General features: G+C 72.0%; 14 protein-coding genes and 2 pseudogenes. 7 read left to right on the forward strand and 9 right to left on the reverse strand.

All coding sequences use genetic code 11. From position 1 onward, the window contains the following. Positions 1-182 precede the first annotated feature (182 nt). Genes OG858_RS46190 through OG858_RS46200 form a run of 3 tightly spaced genes read right to left on the reverse strand, consistent with a single transcriptional unit; the run spans position 183 to position 3,669 of the window. Complete coding sequence (locus tag OG858_RS46190; RefSeq protein WP_319268869.1) at positions 183-1,148, reverse strand: formylglycine-generating enzyme family protein; 966 nt, start codon at positions 1,146-1,148, stop codon at positions 183-185. After that, positions 1,145-1,777: a GTP cyclohydrolase II RibA gene (ribA, locus tag OG858_RS46195; RefSeq protein WP_086751981.1), complete on the reverse strand. Its 633-nt coding sequence runs from the start codon at positions 1,775-1,777 to the stop codon at positions 1,145-1,147. The genes OG858_RS46190 and ribA overlap by 4 nt, the downstream gene beginning before the upstream one ends. Next, positions 1,774-3,669, reverse strand: a complete 1,896-nt coding sequence (locus OG858_RS46200) for a WD40 repeat domain-containing protein (protein ID WP_328543759.1) — start codon at positions 3,667-3,669, stop codon at positions 1,774-1,776. Before OG858_RS46200 ends, ribA begins: the two co-directional genes overlap by 4 nt. A gap of 488 nt (positions 3,670-4,157) precedes the next feature. Between OG858_RS46200 and OG858_RS46205 the strand changes: the two genes are divergently transcribed. The 5 genes and pseudogenes from OG858_RS46205 to OG858_RS46225 form a co-directional block, all read left to right on the forward strand. Next, complete coding sequence (locus OG858_RS46205; protein WP_328543758.1) at positions 4,158-8,057, forward strand: ATP-grasp domain-containing protein; 3,900 nt, start codon at positions 4,158-4,160, stop codon at positions 8,055-8,057. Next, a complete protein-coding gene (locus OG858_RS46210) occupies positions 8,021-8,599 on the forward strand; it encodes an NADPH-dependent FMN reductase (RefSeq protein WP_086750768.1) in 579 nt (192 codons plus the stop codon). The genes OG858_RS46205 and OG858_RS46210 overlap by 37 nt, the downstream gene beginning before the upstream one ends. A gap of 14 nt (positions 8,600-8,613) precedes the next feature. After that, the gene (locus OG858_RS46215) at positions 8,614-9,909 is read left to right on the forward strand and encodes an ATP-grasp domain-containing protein (RefSeq protein ID WP_179201257.1); all 1,296 of its coding nucleotides are present in this window, start codon (positions 8,614-8,616) and stop codon (positions 9,907-9,909) included. Beyond that, entirely contained in the window at positions 9,902-11,128 is a 1,227-nt protein-coding gene (locus tag OG858_RS46220; RefSeq protein WP_319067553.1) for an MFS transporter, read from the forward strand. Before OG858_RS46215 ends, OG858_RS46220 begins: the two co-directional genes overlap by 8 nt. Positions 11,129-11,535: 407 nt before the next feature. Then, positions 11,536-11,712 (forward strand): annotated as a pseudogene (locus OG858_RS46225) (IS110 family transposase); the annotation flags it as partial. Positions 11,713-11,855: 143 nt separating this feature from the next. Here the strand turns inward: OG858_RS46225 and OG858_RS46230 are convergent. The 3 genes from OG858_RS46230 to tnpA all read right to left on the reverse strand — a co-directional run bounded on the left by OG858_RS46230 (position 11,856) and on the right by tnpA (position 13,190). After that, positions 11,856-12,371, reverse strand: coding sequence for a putative immunity protein (locus tag OG858_RS46230; RefSeq protein ID WP_319270038.1), 516 nt, complete (start codon positions 12,369-12,371; stop codon positions 11,856-11,858). A 98-nt stretch (positions 12,372-12,469) separates the two neighbouring features. After that, entirely contained in the window at positions 12,470-12,667 is a 198-nt protein-coding gene (locus tag OG858_RS46235) for a hypothetical protein (protein WP_319270040.1), read from the reverse strand. Between the two features lie 94 nt (positions 12,668-12,761). Then, positions 12,762-13,190 carry an IS200/IS605 family transposase gene (gene tnpA, locus OG858_RS46240; RefSeq protein ID WP_086747703.1) on the reverse strand — a complete coding sequence of 143 codons (429 nt, stop codon included), beginning with the start codon at positions 13,188-13,190 and terminating at the stop codon, positions 12,762-12,764. Between the two features lie 50 nt (positions 13,191-13,240). Between tnpA and OG858_RS46245 the strand changes: the two genes are divergently transcribed. After that, a complete protein-coding gene (locus tag OG858_RS46245) occupies positions 13,241-14,371 on the forward strand; it encodes an RNA-guided endonuclease InsQ/TnpB family protein (RefSeq protein WP_328545254.1) in 1,131 nt (376 codons plus the stop codon). Between the two features lie 63 nt (positions 14,372-14,434). On the opposite strand, the gene OG858_RS46250 is transcribed toward OG858_RS46245, so the two are convergent. The 3 genes from OG858_RS46250 to OG858_RS46260 are packed head-to-tail and all read right to left on the reverse strand — an operon-like array spanning position 14,435 to position 15,682. Further along, positions 14,435-15,073 (reverse strand): ExeA family protein, encoded by a 639-nt coding sequence (locus tag OG858_RS46250; protein ID WP_328543757.1) that lies wholly within the window; start codon positions 15,071-15,073, stop codon positions 14,435-14,437. Next, positions 15,066-15,278, reverse strand: coding sequence for a hypothetical protein (locus OG858_RS46255; protein ID WP_328543756.1), 213 nt, complete (start codon positions 15,276-15,278; stop codon positions 15,066-15,068). Before OG858_RS46255 ends, OG858_RS46250 begins: the two co-directional genes overlap by 8 nt. Then, positions 15,275-15,682, reverse strand: coding sequence for a Mu transposase C-terminal domain-containing protein (locus OG858_RS46260; protein ID WP_328543755.1), 408 nt, complete (start codon positions 15,680-15,682; stop codon positions 15,275-15,277). The genes OG858_RS46255 and OG858_RS46260 overlap by 4 nt, the downstream gene beginning before the upstream one ends. A gap of 54 nt (positions 15,683-15,736) precedes the next feature. Here OG858_RS46260 and OG858_RS46265 point away from each other — a divergent pair. Next, positions 15,737-16,749 (forward strand): annotated as a pseudogene (locus tag OG858_RS46265) (IS110 family RNA-guided transposase); the annotation flags it as partial. Positions 16,750-17,260: the final 511 nt, after the last annotated feature.

Below are 17,260 nucleotides of genomic sequence, written 5' to 3' on the forward strand. Positions count from 1 at the left end.
GGCTGCCGGCGGTGCGGCTGCCGGCGGTGGGGTGGTCACGGGTGCGGCTGCCGGCGGTGCGGCTGCCGGCGGTGCGGCGGTCATCGGTGGGGTGGTCACGGGTGCGGCTGCCGGCGGTGCGGCTGTCATCGGTGGGGTGGTCACCGGTGCGGCTGCCGGCGGTGGGGTGGTCGTCGGTGCGCTCATGACGGGCGCTCGCTGCTGGCCAGCCGGAACCCCACCGGGTACAGGGGCCCGGGGAAGGGGCCGTGCCGGCGGCGGGTGCGGGTGAGGTCGCCGAACCGGGCGAAGCCGCCGCCGCGGGCGATGCGGTAGCTGCCCATCGACTCCACCAGGTGATCGGCCACCGCCTCGCCGCCGGGGTAGGGCGCGTAGTCGTCGGCGGTGAACTCCTCCACGTTGCCTCCCATGTCCAGGGCGCCGCACGCGGCGGCCCCGGCCGGGAACGCGCCGACGGGCGTGGTGGTGTGCACCCCCGTCTCGCGGGTGTTGCAGGCATCCGGATCGAAGCCGCCCTGCCACGGGTAGGGGCGGTTGTCGGGGCCCTTGGCCGCGTACTCCCATTCCGCCTCGGTGGGCAGCCGCCACGGGTGGCCGGTGCGCTTGGACAGCCACCGCGCGTACGCGTCGGCGTGCTCGGCGCGGATCCCGGCGACGGGATGGTTGGAGCGGTCCCAGGGATAGGCGCCCAGATACCAGGTGGTGGGACGCTCGGTGAGGCCGGTGTCGGCCAGGAACGCACGCCACTCGCCGTTGGTCACCGGGTAGCGGGCGATGAAGAAATCACTGATCCGCACGGTGTGTTCGGGGCTCTCCTTGGCGATCCACGACTCCTGCACACCGCGGTGCGCCCAGTACCGGGTGACGTATTCGACCTCCTCGGCCGGCAGCCCGATACGGACTGCTGCGGCCGCCACGGGGCACACCGCCGGGACGGGGGTGATGCGCGGGTCGCCCAGCAGGGCCAGCATGCCCCCGGCGGCCAGCCGTTCGGCCAGCGCCAGCGACGGGTCCTCCACCGCCCTCGCCAGCCCCGGCCGGTCGGCCAGGACGGGTAGGGCGCCGGGCGAGGGATGGACCAGGGCGGGGTCGGCGAGGTCCGCCTGCTCGGCGAAGTGCGCGCAGGAGGCGACGTCCTTGAGGTTCATGCGCTCGCCTCCTCGAGCAGCGCCAGGGTGTGGCCGCTGCCGGCCTTGGCGGCCAGATAGGCGGCGTTGTCGGGGGTGAGATGAACGGTGGTGGCCACGACCGCGTCCACAGCGATGCCCAGGGCGCGCAACTGGGCGACCTTGTCGGGGTTGTTGGTCAGCAGCCGGATACGGGTCAGGCCCAGCGCCCGCAGCATCGCGGCGGCGGCCCGGTAGTCCCGCTCGTCCTCGCCGCGTCCGATGAGACGGTTGGCGCGGAAGGTGTCGATGTCCTGGTCCTGCAGGACATAGGTGTCGAGCTTGTTGTACAGGCCGATGCCGCGGCCTTCCTGGCGCAGGTAGAGCACGACGCCGCCGGTGTCGGCCAGGGCGGCCAGCGCCTCGTCGAGCTGCGGTCCGCAGTCGCAGCGCGCCGAGCCGAACACGTCACCGGTCAGGCACTCGCTGTGCAGCCGCACCAGCGGCACGGACTGCGGTGCGTAGGGCACGACGCAGGCGATGTGCTCCGCGGCGTCGGGCAGCTGGTGGAAGGTGACCAGTTCCGCCCGGCGGCCCCGCGCACGGTCCAGGGTGATGGGGACCCGGGCGCGGACCCGGGCGGCAGCGGGCAGTGTGACGAGGGTGTTCATGCGGCCCTGCTTTCCACCGTGCGGCCCACCGGTGCGGCCGCGGTCGGTCGGGTCGGGGAGGTCAGCAACTCGCCCAGGTGCAGCGAGCGCTCGACGACGGGCAGGCCGGCGCTGTCGACGCCGACGAGGAGGACGCGGCCGTCCCAGCCCGCGACGGCGACGGTGTCGTCGTCGAGGCGGAGCATGCACGACACACCCTGGGCGAAGTGGTCCACCACACGGCCAGAGGCCAGGGTGGCCGCCGCCTCGTCGAAGTCGACCTGCCAGGCGTACAGGCCGAAGTCGTAGGAACCCGCGAGCACCACGGGCCGCTCGGCGCTGCCCATGAGGGCCACGCACTTGACGGACTCGTCGGGGCCCAGCAGGGTCTGCACGCACTGCGCACGCCAGGTGCCGTCGGGCAGGCGGGCGATCCGGCCGGCCTTGACGGTGTGGTCGCGCGAAGCGCTCGCGGCGACCCCGGCGCCCAGCACGGCGACCGCGTTGACGAGGTTGCCGTGCTCCCACAGCCTGCTGCGCCCGTGCACCCCGCCGGCCTCGACGGTGCGGTCGGTGGCCGCCGACAGGAAACCGCCGGGGACGGCGGCCAGCGACTTCACCGACCCGCCGTGGGCCTCGACCCGCTCCACCACGCCGAGCGTGTCCGGGGCGATGAGGAGGAACTCCCCGTTGTAGGTGCCGGCGACGAGGTGGCCGTCGTGGACGGCAAGGGAAGGCACGGGAGCACCGAGCTGCGCGCTGGAGGTGACGGCACGGCCGTCGTGGCGCAGGACGTGCCCGCAGTAGGTGCCGGCGAAGAGCACCCCGTCATGGACGGCGAGGGACAGCACCGGACTGAGACCGAAGTCGACCAGGCGGACGGGGCCGCAATCGGTGCCCCCGGCCTCGAGGGCGACGGCGACGACGAGACCGGAGTCGGTGCCGATCAGCAGGTCGCCGCCCAGCCGGGCCAGCGCGTTGGGCCCGTGCGTGGCCCCGGCCGGAGCAAAGACCTCCGCGCCCGTCGCGAAATCGTACAGATGCGGGCCGTTCCAGAAACTGCCGGCCGCCACCACACCCCGGGCGGCGCTGACCGAGCGCGGCCACACCCGCCGGTCCTCGATGCGGTGCAGACGCCTGCCGGCCACGTCGAAGCAGTGCAGAGCCCCGTCGTAGGCGCCCACCACGAAGGAGGAGTCGTCCTCGGACCAGGCCACCGAGCGCGCCGCGGACGTGGACACCGCGACGGTGCGGACCACCTCCAGGCCGGCGGTGAGCAGGTCGACGGCGCCGTCGTCGCGGGCCACCGCCAGCAGCCGGCCCGAGTGGGACCACGCACAGCCCTCGATGGAGGAGCCGTAGCGGCGGGTGACGGGCGCGCCGCGGCCGTCCGGATCACTGACGGCGACCAGACCGTCCTCGCCGACCGTGGCAACAAGTCCCTGCGCGCTGACCGACACCATCATGCAGTGCGCCTCGTGCGAGCCGACCTCACACAGGAACGCCCCGTCGGCGGCCGACCACAACGTGGCGCGCCCGTCCTCGGACACACAGATCAGCCGCTTGCCGTCCGGCAGCCAGGCCACCGAGTTGATGTCGTCGGTGTGCCGGGCCAGGACGGTCTGCAGCACCGCCCCGCCCTCCTCGCCCACCCGCCACACGGCCACCGTCTTGTCCGCGGACGCGGTGGCCAGCACCTCGCCGTCGACCGGGTTCCAGGCACAGGCGTTGACCAGACGGCGGTGGCGCAGCCGTGCCAGCACAGCGGGACGGGACGGGTCGCCGGTGTCCCAGACGATGACCGTGCCGTCGTACGAACAGCTGGCCAGCCGCTGTCCGTCAGGCCTGAAGCCCACATGGGTGAGCGGAGCACCATGGCCCGGTCCGCAGGCCGGAAGATCAATGGGTCGCACGCCTCTCGTCCTTTTCCTCGTGTTCTCGAATATGGGATCTTGAATTTCTTCCGTATTTTTGAACATGCGGTGGAAGTCCACCCCGATCCACAGCTTCCAGGGCGCTCCTGACGCCCCGGAATTCCTGGACTTTCCCGCCGCCCGGCGCTGCGCTTCGCATTCGTCCGCCGAACGCCGAAATTAGGCGGGCGGCCCGCCGAACGGCCAGCGGCCGGCACACAATCCGGCAACTTCGACCATTGCCGGCCGCTGACTTGACGATGCGGCACCTGCCTGGCAGAAGGCGCCCGGCCGACACCCGCCCGGCCGGTGCGCCACCTGCCCCGTGCGCCACCTGACCGGTGCGCCACCTGACCGGTGCGCCACCTGACCGGTGCGCCACCTGACCGGTGCGCTACCTGACCGATTCCGCCGGACGCGGTTGAGGCATTCGCCGCGACGGGCGGACGCTTGCCCGAATGCAGGGACCGGCCGGGGAGCTGAGCGGCGTGCACATTGTTCTGGTGGAGACGGCATCCGTCCGTGGATTCGACATGATCGCGGAGATGGCCGACTCGGGCATCGAGGTCAGTTTCGTCACCGAGACGCTCGATGCCCATCGAAAGAATCCGGGGTTCGAACTGTCCGCGCGGGCGGCACGCATCGTCGAGGTTCCGCACCTGGCGAGAGGCGTCCTCGCGGACCGGCTGCGCGGCCGGCTCGGCCCCCTTGCGCCGGACGGGGTGATCTGCCGGGACGAGGTGCATCTGCCGGCTGCCGCCGCACTGGCCCGCGACCTGGGACTGCCCCACGAATCGCTGTCGGCGGCCCGGATCCTGAGCGACAAGGCGGCCGTCCGCGCGCGGCTCACCGAGCGCGGCATCGGCTCGCTCGCCTGGCGGGTGGCCGCCACCGCATCCCAGGGACTTGCGGCCGTCGACGAGATCGGGCTGCCCGTGGTGGTCAAACCGACCGCGGGCGGATGGTCGGTGGGAGTGAGCATCGCCTGGAGCCGGGCGCAGGCGGCCCACGCGCTGGCCGAGGTGCTCGGCGTGCCGGCCGGCCCCGACGGCACACCACCGCGCGCGCTCATCGAGGAGTACGCGGTGGGCCGGCACGTCAGCGCCGAACTGCTGGTGCAGGACCAGCGCACCGTGCTGCTCGGGTTCGCCGAACGGCTGCCGGCACCGCCCGGCCAGACGGCGGAGCTCGGCGGCCACTTCCCGGCCCGTATCGAACAGGAGGCAGCCGCGCGCGCCTTCGTCCTCGACGCCGTGCGGGCGATCGGTGTCCGCTCCTCGGCCGTCCACGCCGAACTGCTGCTCACACCGACCGGTCCGGAACTCATCGAGATCAACGGCCGGGTGGCCGGGCATGTGGTGGCCCGTCAGATGTCGCTGGCGCTCAAACGTTCACTCACCGCCGACCTGGTGGCCCTCGCCGTCGGCGACCCGGTGCGCGAAGCCGCGCCGAAGGAGACCGTCGTCGCCCTGCACCACCTCTTCTCTCCCGTGGACGCCGTGGTGCGGGGAGCGAAACCGCAGGACGTGCTCACCGACGAGGTGATCGAGTCCCACGTCACGGCCGGCACCGGCGACCGGGTGGCCGCACTGCGCACCAACCACGACCGGATCGGCTACGTACTGGCCCGTGGCCGCACCGGCGACGAGGCCGCCCGCCATGCCGCCCAGGCCGCCCGGCGCATCCTGAAGTCACTGGAACTGCACCCGGTGCCGGGCACGACCAGGACGGCCGACGCCCTCCCCGCCGGCCCGAAACCTCAGAACTCCCGACCGGACCGCCTGCCGGTGCCGAGGGAGTCCCCGACGGGCTGCCTGCTGGTGCCGGGGGAGTCCCCGACGGGCCGCCTGCTGGTGCCGGGAGACTCCCGGACGCACCACCTGCCGGTGCCGGGGGAGTCCCGACCGGATCACCTGCCAGCAGCAGGGGAGTCCCCGACGGGCTGCCTGCTGGTGCCGGGGGAGTCCCCGACGGGCCGCCTGCTGGTGCCGGGAGACTCCCGGACGCACCACCTGCCGGTGCCGGGGGAGTCCCGACCGGATCACCTGCCAGCAGCAGGGGAGTCCCCGACGGGCTGCCTGCCGGTGCCGGGGGAGTCCCCGACAGGCCGCCCGCCGATACCGGAGAACTCCCCGACGGGCCGCCCGCCTGCAGCAGGGGACCTGCGAACGGGCCGCCCACCACGCCAAGCCGGCGAGCCGTCCGGTCACACCCCGCACGACGCCCCGCACGACGTGCCGCACGACGCCCCGCACGACGTGCCGTGCGGCGAGCATGTGCTGGTGCTGCTCGGCGCCGAGGATCCCGCCGACCGGATCATGGCCGCCCTGGGAGCGGTGACGGCCCGGGTCAGCGTGATCTGGACCTCGGGGCCCGACGGCGAACGCCGGGCACGAACGCGCTGGCAACACCAGTGCCGTGGCCAGTGGCACACCGCCTCCACCGGCCCGGACATCCGCGCCGCCGCCCGCCGCATCCACGCCGCCGAGCCGGTGCGCGCCATGCTGACCTTCTCCGCCGCCCCCGCCGCACGGCAGTTGCGCGACGGAGCCCCCGCCGCCCGGCCCCCCGCCGCCGCCACGCCCGGACACACGGTCGTGGTGGCCGCCTACCGCGGCGAGGTACGGGCCCTGGCCGTCATCGACGAGGAACCCGGCACCCGCCTGTGCCCCTCCGGCCTGGACGGGCCGTCCCGCGACGAACTGACCGACCGCGCCGTGCACGCCGTGCGCGCCGCACACATCGAAGGCGTGGTGCGCTGCGTCCTCACCCGGGACACGGCCCGTCCGGGCCCCGGCCGGCCGGAACCCGTCCTGCTGCCCGGCCTGGACGCCGCGACCATCGACCTCTACGACGCCGTCCACACCCGCGGCCTGGTCACCGCCGTCGCGGAGTCGGCCCTCGGCCGCGCCCCGCGCGCCCGCAGCCGCCCCGCCGTCGCCCTGCAGCGCGCGGTGACCACGCCCGGCGGCCGCTTCCGGGTCCTGGAGGCCACCACCGAAGAACAGCTGCAGACCTTCCCCGGCCTGTTCCGGGCCCAGGTGTTCACCCGCGCCGGCCACGTCCACCAGGACCCCCGGCCCACCGTGTGGCTGCGCCACACCGTGGTCGCGGCCGGCCGCGAGCAGGCACGCAGGACGGCACGGAAACTGGAGCACTCGCTGGTCTGGCGCACCACAGCACAGGAACGCACCCATGTGCTCCTGCTGGACCGGATCGGCGCCGCCACCTGGACCCTCGACGACAAAACACCGGTACTGCCCGCGGACCGCTTCCGGCTGAGCGTGCTGTCCTCCACGCCCGGCCCCCACCCCGCCGACCTCGCGGCGCGCACCGACCTGAGCGACGACCTCATGCTCGGCCACCTCGCCCGCACCCTCGACGCCGGCCACCCGGTGCACCGGGTGGCCGCCCTGTCCGAGCGGCTGCTCCAGCCGGCCGCCCGGCTGCGCGCCCTGCTCGGCACGGCCGGCGAAGGACCCCACGAGGTAGCGCGCTGGGTGGACAAGGCCGTCATGAAACGCATCGCCCGCAGCCACCGCATCCGCTGCGCCGACGGGCTGCTCGCCCACACGGCCCAGGACATCACCGAGATGTTCGACCGCCACGGGAAGATCGTCCTCAAACCGCGGGCCGCGTCCGGCTCCCGGGGCGTGACCGTCCTCGCCTCCTGGCCCGGCCTCCAGGCCTGGCTGGACACGCAGTTCACCCCCGGCACCCACCTGTGCGAGGAGTTCGTCGACGCCCCCCTGTGCCACATCGACGCGGCCGTGCACGACGGCGAACCGGTGTGGGACGTCTCCCTCTACGAGCGCGACACCATGGCACTTAGGCACGGCCTGCCGCTGTCGTCGGCCACGGTGGCCGACCCGGCGCTGCGCACGGCGGCCGCACACCTCCTCAACCAGGTCCTGCACGCCTGGCAGATGGACTCGGGCGTGCTGCACCTGGAAGCGTTCGTCACCGGTGAACACCTGACGTTCTGCGAGGTGGCCGCCCGGCCCGGCGGCGCCGGAGTCGCCCAGGCCTTCCGCGCCACCACCGGCATCGACCTCGACCACGCCAAACTCCTCGCCGACGCAGGGCTGGACCCCCGCCACCGCCGCCGGGACCCCGTGGCCGCCCACGCCGGCTGGACCGTGCACTACAGCGGCGGCGGGAAACTCCTGGAGTACGACGACTCCGCGGTGGCCCCGCACGCCTACTTCCGCTCCGTCAACGCCCGCGTCGGAGACACCCTCCCCGCCTCACAGTTCTCCGGCACCGGCATCAGCACCCACGTCTTCGCCCACGACTCGCACACCGAGGTGTCCCGGCTGCTGCACCGCGCCGAGCACGACATACACATCGTGTGCGCACCGGCCCCCGCCGCCCCGGGCCGGCCATGATCCTCGCCCTGCTCGGCAGCGCCGCCAAGGACTCGGTGACCCGCGAGGTCCTGCTCAAGGCCGGCGAGCGCATCGCCCGCGCCGGCCACCCCTTCGAACTCATCGACCTGGCCGTGGAGTTCCCCCGGCCGCACGCACTGGCCGACTACGACGACCCGCCCGCCGGCAGCCAGACCGCGCTGCTGCGCGCCCGCATCGCCCGCGCCGGCGGCGCCCTGCTGGCCACCCCCGTCTACCACGGTTCCTACAGCGCACTGCTCAAGAACGCCCTGGACCACCTCACCGGCGACGCGCTCAGCGGCCGGCCGGTCGGCCTGATCGCCGCCGGCGGCGGACCACGCGGCGCCGGCACCGCCTGCGACCAAATGCGCACGGTCGTGCGCGCGCTCAGCGGATGGGCCGCACCCACCCACATCGCCACCACCGCCGCCGACCTGACACCCGGGGCGGCACTGGACTTCCTCCACCTCAGACTCGACGACCTCGTCGCGGAACTGCTGTCCTTCCGCACCCCTTCCTCTTCCTCGCCCTTCCCCGGATGAAAGGCCCCGTCATCATGGCTTCCCCCCACCTTCTGCTCCTCGCCGGGATAGGCGGCCACGCCCCCGACGAGGCCCTCGACTCCCTGGCCACCCTCAGCGACACCGTCAGCGTCGTGTACGTGACCGCCTGGCAGCCCTCCAAGGAGGTACGCGCCGACTGGGAACGCCGCGGCCTGCACGGCGAGTTCCTGGACGCAGCCGACCTGGACGCGGCCGTCGAGGCGGCCGCCGCGCTGCACGCCCGGCTGCCGCTTAACGGCGTGGTGACCTACTCCGAACTGCTGCTGCGCCCCCAGGCCGAGATCGCCGGCAGGCTGGGCCTGCCCGGCAACACCCCCCAGGCGGTGAGCGTCGCCCAGTCCAAGGCACGCCAGCGCCTGGTCTTCGCCGAGCACGGGGTGCCTTCACCCGGCTTCGAGGTCATCACCAGCGACCGGGACCTCGCCGCGGCCGCCGCACGCGTCGGACTGCCCGGGGTGTTCAAACCGTCACTGGGCGCGGGCAGCCAGTGCGTGCGCCTGGTGTCCACCTACTCGGAACTGATCCACGCCTTCACCGTGGCACGCGCCGAGAAAACAGCCTTCCTGCAGTCCGACGACTCCTATCTGCTGGAGGAGCGGATGGCGCTGGAGGCCGACGGCGACAGCGGATACGCGGCCTACTGCAGCGTGGAGTCCCTGCTCGCCGCCGGCGTCACCCACCACCTCGCCGTCTCCGACCGGCTGCCCCTGGAACACGGCTACGCCGAAGAGGGCGTCGTCCTGCCCACCCGGCTGGACGCGGCGAGCGTGAAAGCCGTCGTCGACGTCGCCGACCAGGCCATCCGGGCGATCGGACTGACCTGCGGCGCCGTGCACACCGAGATCGCCCTGAGCGCCGATGGCCCCCGGGTCATCGAGGTCAACGCCCGCGCCGGAGGCCCGCTGCCCACCATGTTCGAGGTGGCGGCCGGCTACGACTACGCCGCCCAGATCGGCCGCAGCGCACTCGGCCTGCCACCGACCGGGCTGCCCGACTTCACCCGGGTGGCACTGCTGCGGTTCCTGCCCATCCCGGCCGGCCTGTGGCGGGTGGCCGCGCAGAGGCCCGTCGAGGAGGTGCTGCGGGACTTCCCCGAACTCGTCTACCTCTCCCCCCGCTTCACCCCCGGCCAGCGGGTGAGCCGGCAACGCACCCTGCACCTGGCCAGCTTCATGGTCGACGCCCCCGACGTGTCCGCGGCCCGGGCCACCACGGCACGCGTGGAACGCGCCCTGGGCATCCGGCTGGTACCCGGCTACGGCGCCACGACAGGAGCCGACCGTGACTGACCGCCCCGCCGCCCCGCCCGCCACGTCCTCGGCCCGCCGCTTCTACGCCGTCGGTCTGTGCGACGCGGTCGGCCTGGGCACGTACCTGTCGCTGTCGGTGCTCTTCCTGGACAAGGCGGCCGCCCTGTCCAACCAGCAGATCGGCGTGGTCCTGGGCGTGTCGGGAGTGACCTCGCTGCTGGGCGCCATGCCCATCGCCCGGGCCGCGGAGCGCTACGGCATCCGCGGCGTGCTGTGCGTGCTGTTCCTGATCCGCTGCGCGGCCTTCCTCGCCCTGGCCATGGTCGGCTCCTTCACCCAGGCGCTGGGCGCCGCGGCGGTGGCCGGACTCCTCAGCCGCGGCATCGGCCCGCTCATCGAGTCCGGACTGATCAGCCGCGTCCCCAACGCCGCGGCCGTCGGCGCGCTGGCCCGGCTGCGCACGCTGCGCAACGCCGGGATGGCCGCCGGCGCGCTGCCCGCGGGCGCCGCGATCGCCGCCGACCAGGCAGGGGCCTACCGGGCGGCGATGGCGGCCTCGGCCCTGCTGTTCCTGTGCTGTGCCGCGATATGCCGGGGCTTCGACGCCGTGGCGGCCACCCCGGCGGGCGGACAGGGCGGACGGGCGCGGATCCTGCGCAACCGCGCCTTCCTGGGCATCACCGCCCTGTACGGGGCGTTCACCCTGTCGGCACTGCTGCTGGGCATCGGCGTCCCGCTGTGGATCGTGCAGCAGACCCAGGCCCCCTCCTGGAGCGTGACGGTGATCCAGCTGCTGAACACGGTGCTCGTCGTCGTGCTCCAGGTGCGGCTGAGCCGGGGCTCGGAGCGGCTGGAGCGGGCACGGGTGCTGATGCTGCGCGGCGGACTGCTGTCGGGGCTCGGCGCTCTCGTGGTGCCGCTGACGATGCTGGGCGGCGGGCAAGGGGACGTCGCGGTCGTCGTCGTGGCCGCGGTGCTGCTGTCGCTGGGCGAACTGCTGATCATCGCGGGCACCACGGGAGCGGCGCTGCTGCACATCCCACGCGAGCAGACCACCAGCCATCTCGCCGTGTTCAACCTGGGCTTCGCCATGACCACGGTGGTCGGGCCGCTGCTGATCAGCACCACCGTCGGCTGGTCCTGGCAGGGCTGGGCCGGCTGGGCGGTGTTCTTCACCGCCCTGGGACTGATCGCCCTGCGCGTACCGGGGCCGGCCGCCGTGCACGAGCACAAGACACCGGCCGCGGCCCCCGCCTGACGGTACGCCAGGACCGGCCGTACACCGGCTTCGGCACCGGCCGGCCCCGCAGCCGGATCGCATGTGCCCGGGCCCGCACCGGGGCGGGTACCGGCCCGAAGGTTGTGCCCGCTCCACGGGTGTGCCGTCCGCCGGGCACGTGCCCGGCTCCGACGCCGCCCATTGCCTTCCTCGTAGAGCCCGGTTCGGGCTCGTGGCCTCCAGGGCCGGTATGACTCGTTGCCCCTGTCCTTGATGATCCGGGGGGTGCTGTCGCCGGTCCTGGCGGCACCGGAAGGTCGCTGATGGAAGCGTGTCCGCCGACAGGCAGGGCTGCGTAATGTGGCTGCCGATCTCCGGTGCCCGAGCGGGCCACCGGTAGTGACTCCGGGGAGGGAAACCCGGTGACCAGCAACAACTTCTCCTCGATCGACGTGTTCTGCGCCCTGGACGTGGGCAAGTCCACCCACCACGGCACGGCCCTGCTGGCCGACGGCCGCACTGCCTTCGACAAGCCGCTGCCCAACGGCGAGCCCCAGCTGCGGGAGCTGTTCACCCGACTGGGGCGCAAGGGGAAGGTCCTGGTCGTGGTCGACCAGCCGGCTGTTGCCCGGCGTTGAAAATGCCGACGAGGGCGGCGTTCACGATGCCGACGAACTCTGATGGCGACGCCCCGCCGGTTGGTGTTCCGGCGGGGCTGTTGTCGGTGAGGTGTCGTTTTCTTCGGCAAGGTGCCGGTGGATCAGCCTCAGCAGTCAAACACCGACCAGCAGATGTCGTTGCGCAAGCGCTGGTCGTCAAGTACGAGCTCGCGAATCGTTTCCGGGAGCTGGTCGCGCTGCCACTGGCACTCGAGTCGCCCTGCGGCCTCACTCTCGTCTTTTGGCGCGGCAGCGCGTGCCGCCTTGATCGCATAGGCAGCCGCACCGAGTTCATGCGCGGCGACGTGTGCGACGACTGCGGCCTGGCCGGCGGCGTAAGCGGCATGCCGTGCTGCGCCACGCAGGTCTCGAGCCGCGCCCATTGCATGGCCGCCCGCCGCGCGGGCCTGCATCATCTTGACCTCGCCGCGCACCCAGGCTCGGGCATGCTCGATCGCCTGGCGCGGCCGTGGGTCCTCAGACTGAACCGACTCGAAGAGGCCAAGGACGTGCTCCGCGCAGGCTGCCGCCCAGAGGGCGAGGAAATGGTGATCCGAATCGGTGAGGGTGCCACCGCGGCGGATCGTCACGAAGCGAGGGTCCCTGACCTTCGGGAGGATCATGGTTGGCATTCCTTCCTGCTGGTATGGAGCGAAGCCTGCAAACCCGGTGGTCGGTCCGCAAGCCCGGCTGCCATCTCCCGGCCAGATCCGACGAGTTGTCAGTCGCCGACCACCTCGCTCACGGAGGCGCGGGCGGCGGCCTCGTCGACGAGGTTCTTGCCGGTGGTGAACGCGGCGACCAGGGCCTGCAGGGACAGGATGTTGACCGCTCTCGGAAAGCCGCGCGAGGTTGTGTGGATCAAGGTCAGCGCGTCCTCGGTGAACAACTGGTCCGGGCGGCCGGCGATCTTCAGCATGATCTAGCGCGGAACCCCGGGCGTTCACGCCCGGGAGGAAGCGCTTCTTAACACTGCTCTGACGTGCACGGGTGCAGGGTCTGCACTGTTGGCCTCAGTCGGGACGTTTCTGGTTCTCGATGTACTCCTTGATGACGGCGAGCGGGGCGCCCCCGCATGAGGCGGCGAAGTAGGACGGCGACCAGAAGTGCTCACCCCACAGGTACTTGCGGATGTGGCCGGGGAACTCCTGCCGCAGGCGCCGGGCGGAGACGCCCTTGAGGGAGCCGACGAGCCGGGAGATGGCGACCTTGGGCGGGTAATGCACGAGCAGGTGGACGTGATCGCGTTCGCCGTTGAACTCCCGCAGCTCCGCGCCGAAGTCGGTGCACACGTCGCGCATGACCTCTTCGCAGCGCCGAAGGATCTCGTCGGTGAACGGTCCGCGCCGGTACTTGGGGGTGAAGACCAAGTGCGCATGCAGGGTGCAGACGACGCTACGGCCCCTGCGGATATCGGGGTTTGGCTCCCAGCGTGGTGACATAGATCAATGCTACGATCACTCTCGTGAAGATCGTGACGCAGGTCAAACTCATGCCGGACGCCGTGCAGGCATCCGCGCTTGAGCGCACCCTGCGCACGGTCAACGATGCCGCGAACTGGGTGTCACAGGTGGCGTTCGAGCGCGGTGTGCCGCGTGAGTACGAGCTGCGCAAGCACACCTACGCCGAACTCAAGGCCCGTGGGCTGGGAGCGCAGGCCGCGCAACACGTCATCAAGAAGGTGCGCGACTCGTACACCACGCTCAAGGCCAACATCCGTGCCGGGAACCTCGGCAAGGAGGGCTCGAAGCGCCGCCGCAGGGCTGAGTCCAAGCCGGTCACCTTTCGCCCCGAAGCCGCACAGCCGTATGACGACCGGTGTCTGAGCTGGCAGCACGACCAGCGGACCGTGTCCGTCTGGACCGTGGACGGCCGAGTCAGGAACATCCGCTTCGCCTGCTCCGCCGACGCGCTCAAGACGCTCCAGGCGCACCGGCAGGGCGAATCCGACCTGATCCAGCGCGACGGCGTGTTCTACCTCGTCGCCACCTGTGACGTGCCCGAGGCCGAGAGTTACGAGCCGGACGGCTTCATCGGCGTGGACCTCGGCATCGAGAACATCGCCACCGCCTCCACCGGCTACCTCGCCACGGGGCGGAGACTCAACCGGTACCGCAAGCGACAGCTTGCCCTGCGCGCCAAGCTCCAGAAGAAGCGCACCAAGTCCGCCAAGCGGCGGCTCAAGGCCCGTGCCCGCAAAGAAGCGCGGCACGCCGCCAACCAGAACCACATCATCTCCAAGACGATCGTGACCGAGGCTGAACGCACCGGACGCGGCCTGTCCCTCGAAGAACTCAAGGGCATCCGCAACCGGGTACGGCTCCGCAAGCCCCAACGGGTCGCACTCCACTCCTGGGCCTTCGCCCAGCTCGCAGACTTCATCGTCTACAAGGCCAAGCGGGCCGGGGTGCCCCTGGTCTTCGTCGATCCCGCGTACACGTCGCAGACGTGCGCCGAGTGCGGCCACGTCGACAAGCGAAACCGTGTCGACCAGGGGCTCTTCATCTGCCGGAGGTGCGGGGTCGTTGCCCACGCCGACCGGAACGCATCCCACAACATCGCCACCCGTGGCGAGAGCGTGTGGAATGCGGGGCGTGAGTCACGCGTCCCTGCCACCCCATAGGGGTGTCTGGACGGAGGAGTCCACCCCAGCAGCCAGCTGGGCACTACCTCCAAGCCCGGTCCTTCAGGGCCGAGTCAAGTTGACGTGGTGGGCGACGTAGCTGGTCGTCTCCTTCGAGGTCATGCCCGGCATCGTGTAACGCAGAGCGGTCCGCTGTTCGAGGGCGGCCAGGACGGCGAGCTTCATGGTGCGTCGGAGGGTGGGCTGGCCGACCAGCAGGCAGGACGGCGGAGAGTCCTGGTCCATGCCCTGATTCGTCAGCATCCGGATGGATTCCAGCTGTTCGTAGGACATCAGGTGGGCCTCGTCGACGACGAGGACGGGAGTGCGTCCGCGTTCTTCCCGTTCGGACAGCAGGGCCCTGCCGGTCTGGACGGTCAGCCGCGAGCCGAGGTGGGCGGGGGTCTGTCCAAAGGCGTGCACGATCTGCTCGTGGATGCCGCGGACCCCGATCATCGGGTTCGGTATGTAGATGACGCTGTATTTCGACGGGTCGAGGGCGTCCAGGCAGGTGCGGACCGAGACGGTCTTGGCGGCGCCGACCTCGCCGGTGACCACGCCGATGGAGCGTTCGGCGATGCACCAGGTGATGCGGGCGACGGCCTGGTTGTGGGACTCGTGCCGGTGCAGCATGCCGGGCGCCAGGTTGCGGCCGAAGGGCATGCGCTCGAACCCGTAGTGGGCCTGCAGCTTCTCAATCATGTTGATCCTTCCGGGAGTTCGCGGGCGAGGGCTGCTGCTGGAGGTGTTCGGTGACCAGCTCCAGGCCGGCGCTGATCCAGTCGACGGCGGCGGGGAAGCCGAAGCGGGCGGCGAGTGCGTCGTCCACTTCCTCGCCGCAGGTTTCGAAGAAGGCGTGCAGTTCGGCCAGGACCACGGCCCAGTCGCCGGTGCCGGGCCTGGTCATGGCCTTAAGTCCTGGCCGGTCAGGTCGACGGCCTCGGCGGGCGGGTCGGCCAGTGCCGCGTAGTTGATCTTCTGGCCGAGGTGGTTGGAGTGCGCGGTGTCGACCAGGTGGAGGTAGTCGATGCCGGTGGTCACCCGCGCGGGTTCTTCCTCGGCGGGCACTTCGGGGCGGGCCTTGAGGTGGGAGTGCCGTTCGATCTGGAACGGTCTCGCGGTGCCGGCGTCGTTGCCGTCAAGGCGGACCCGTAGGAAGGTCAGGTCGAAGGGGTCGAAGACCAGCTCGACCTTGTGGCCGACCAGCTCGGGTTCGACCTGGTAGCGGTTTCCGTGCAGCGAGACCGTTGCGGTCTTGGCGACCCGGCGGTGCTCGGACCAGCGGAAAGCCTCCGCCAGGTCGGCGCGCACAGCATGCCCTCAACTCACCGCCCACGTAGGCATCTTGAGTGTCGTTGAACAGCGGCCTCCATCGGCACCCTGGCGGTCACCGTCGCCCGCGACTGTGGATGCGAAGTCGCCTACCTGCCAGGCCTGTCGATGCGCCGGCTGGCCGATCTGCACCCCGGCACCGCAAGACCGACGCCCGCGATGCCTACGTCATCGCCGACGCCGCCCGCACCCTGCCCCACCTGCTGCACTCCATCGAGGCCGACGAGAGCGTGCGGGCCGAACTGACCATGGTCCTGGGCCACGACGACGACCTCGCCCAGGACGCCACCCGCACCTCCAACAGGCTGCGCGGACTGCTCACCTCCATCCACCCCGCCCTCGAACGCGTCCTCGGATGCCGCCTGCGGCACCCGGCCGTCCTGGCCCTGCTGCAGACCTTCGGCTCCCCGGCCCAGCTGGCCCAGGCCGGCACCGAGCAGATCACGCAGGTCATGCTCCAGGCCGCCCCGCGCATGCGCAGTGCCCGCACGCTGGCCGGCCAGATCACCACCGCCCTGGCCGAGCAGACGGTGCAGGTCCCCGGCACGGCATCGGCAGGGGAGATCATCTCCGGCCTGGCCGAGGCCCTGGCGGTTCTCCTCAGGCGCCGGGACCTCCTCAAGATGCGGGTCGCCGCACTGCTGGATGCCCACCCTCTCGCGAAGGTCCTGACCTCCATGCCCGGGGTCGCGGTCAGGACCGGTGCCCGCGTCCTGGCCGAGGTCGGCGACGCCAGCGCGCTCCCCACCGCCGCCCACCTGGCCTCCTACGCGGGACTGACCCCCACCACCCGCCGTTCCGGGACCTCCATCCGGGGCGAAGGACCACCCCGCGGCGGCAACAAGATCCTCAAACGGGCCCTGTTCCTGGCCTCGTTCGCCTTGCTGAGCAGCCCCGAATCGCGGGCCTACTACGACAGGAAGCGCGCGGAAAACAAGCGCCACAACGCAGCCCTCATCTGCCTCACCCGCCGCCTCGTCGACGTCCTGCACGCCATGCTCAAGCACCGCACCCTCTACCAGCCCGGGCACGAACAAACAGCCTGACCAAGCCCACAGACCTTGACCGAACAGATAGAAGCACCCCCCCACGGGCGCGCAGCGGCGCGGGCCGCCGCCGCGGGCGCGGCCGGTCCAGGACCGGGCCCCGGGGGCACGATCGCCTGAGCCGATGCCCTCTTGGCGCACGACGCGCAGTGCGTGGCCCGCAGGTGTCCTGGCAGGCGCAGCCGGTCGGCTCCGGTGCCGGGCCCGTCTCCTCGGCCACACCTCCCCGACGGCCCGGCCCGGGCCCTGGCGGTGCGCAACGGGTGCCCAGGGCCGTGCGGCGCAGGCAGGTCACCTCATCGCCCGTACCTCTGCCGGGCGTCCGCCACCCGCACCGGCCCCCCTTTCCCCTTCCTCGCCCGCGACGCGCTCCAGCACCGCGCGGGCTTGGGCCGTCGTCCTCGCGGCGCGGGGCCCGTGCCCGGTGCCCGCCACGGTGTGCAGATGCGCGAGCAGGGCCGCGAGGCGCCCCTCACCGGCATGGGGAAGAGCGACAGCGCCCTCCCACAGG

Source organism: Streptomyces europaeiscabiei (assembly GCF_036346855.1).
Lineage (GTDB): Bacteria > Actinomycetota > Actinomycetes > Streptomycetales > Streptomycetaceae > Streptomyces > Streptomyces europaeiscabiei.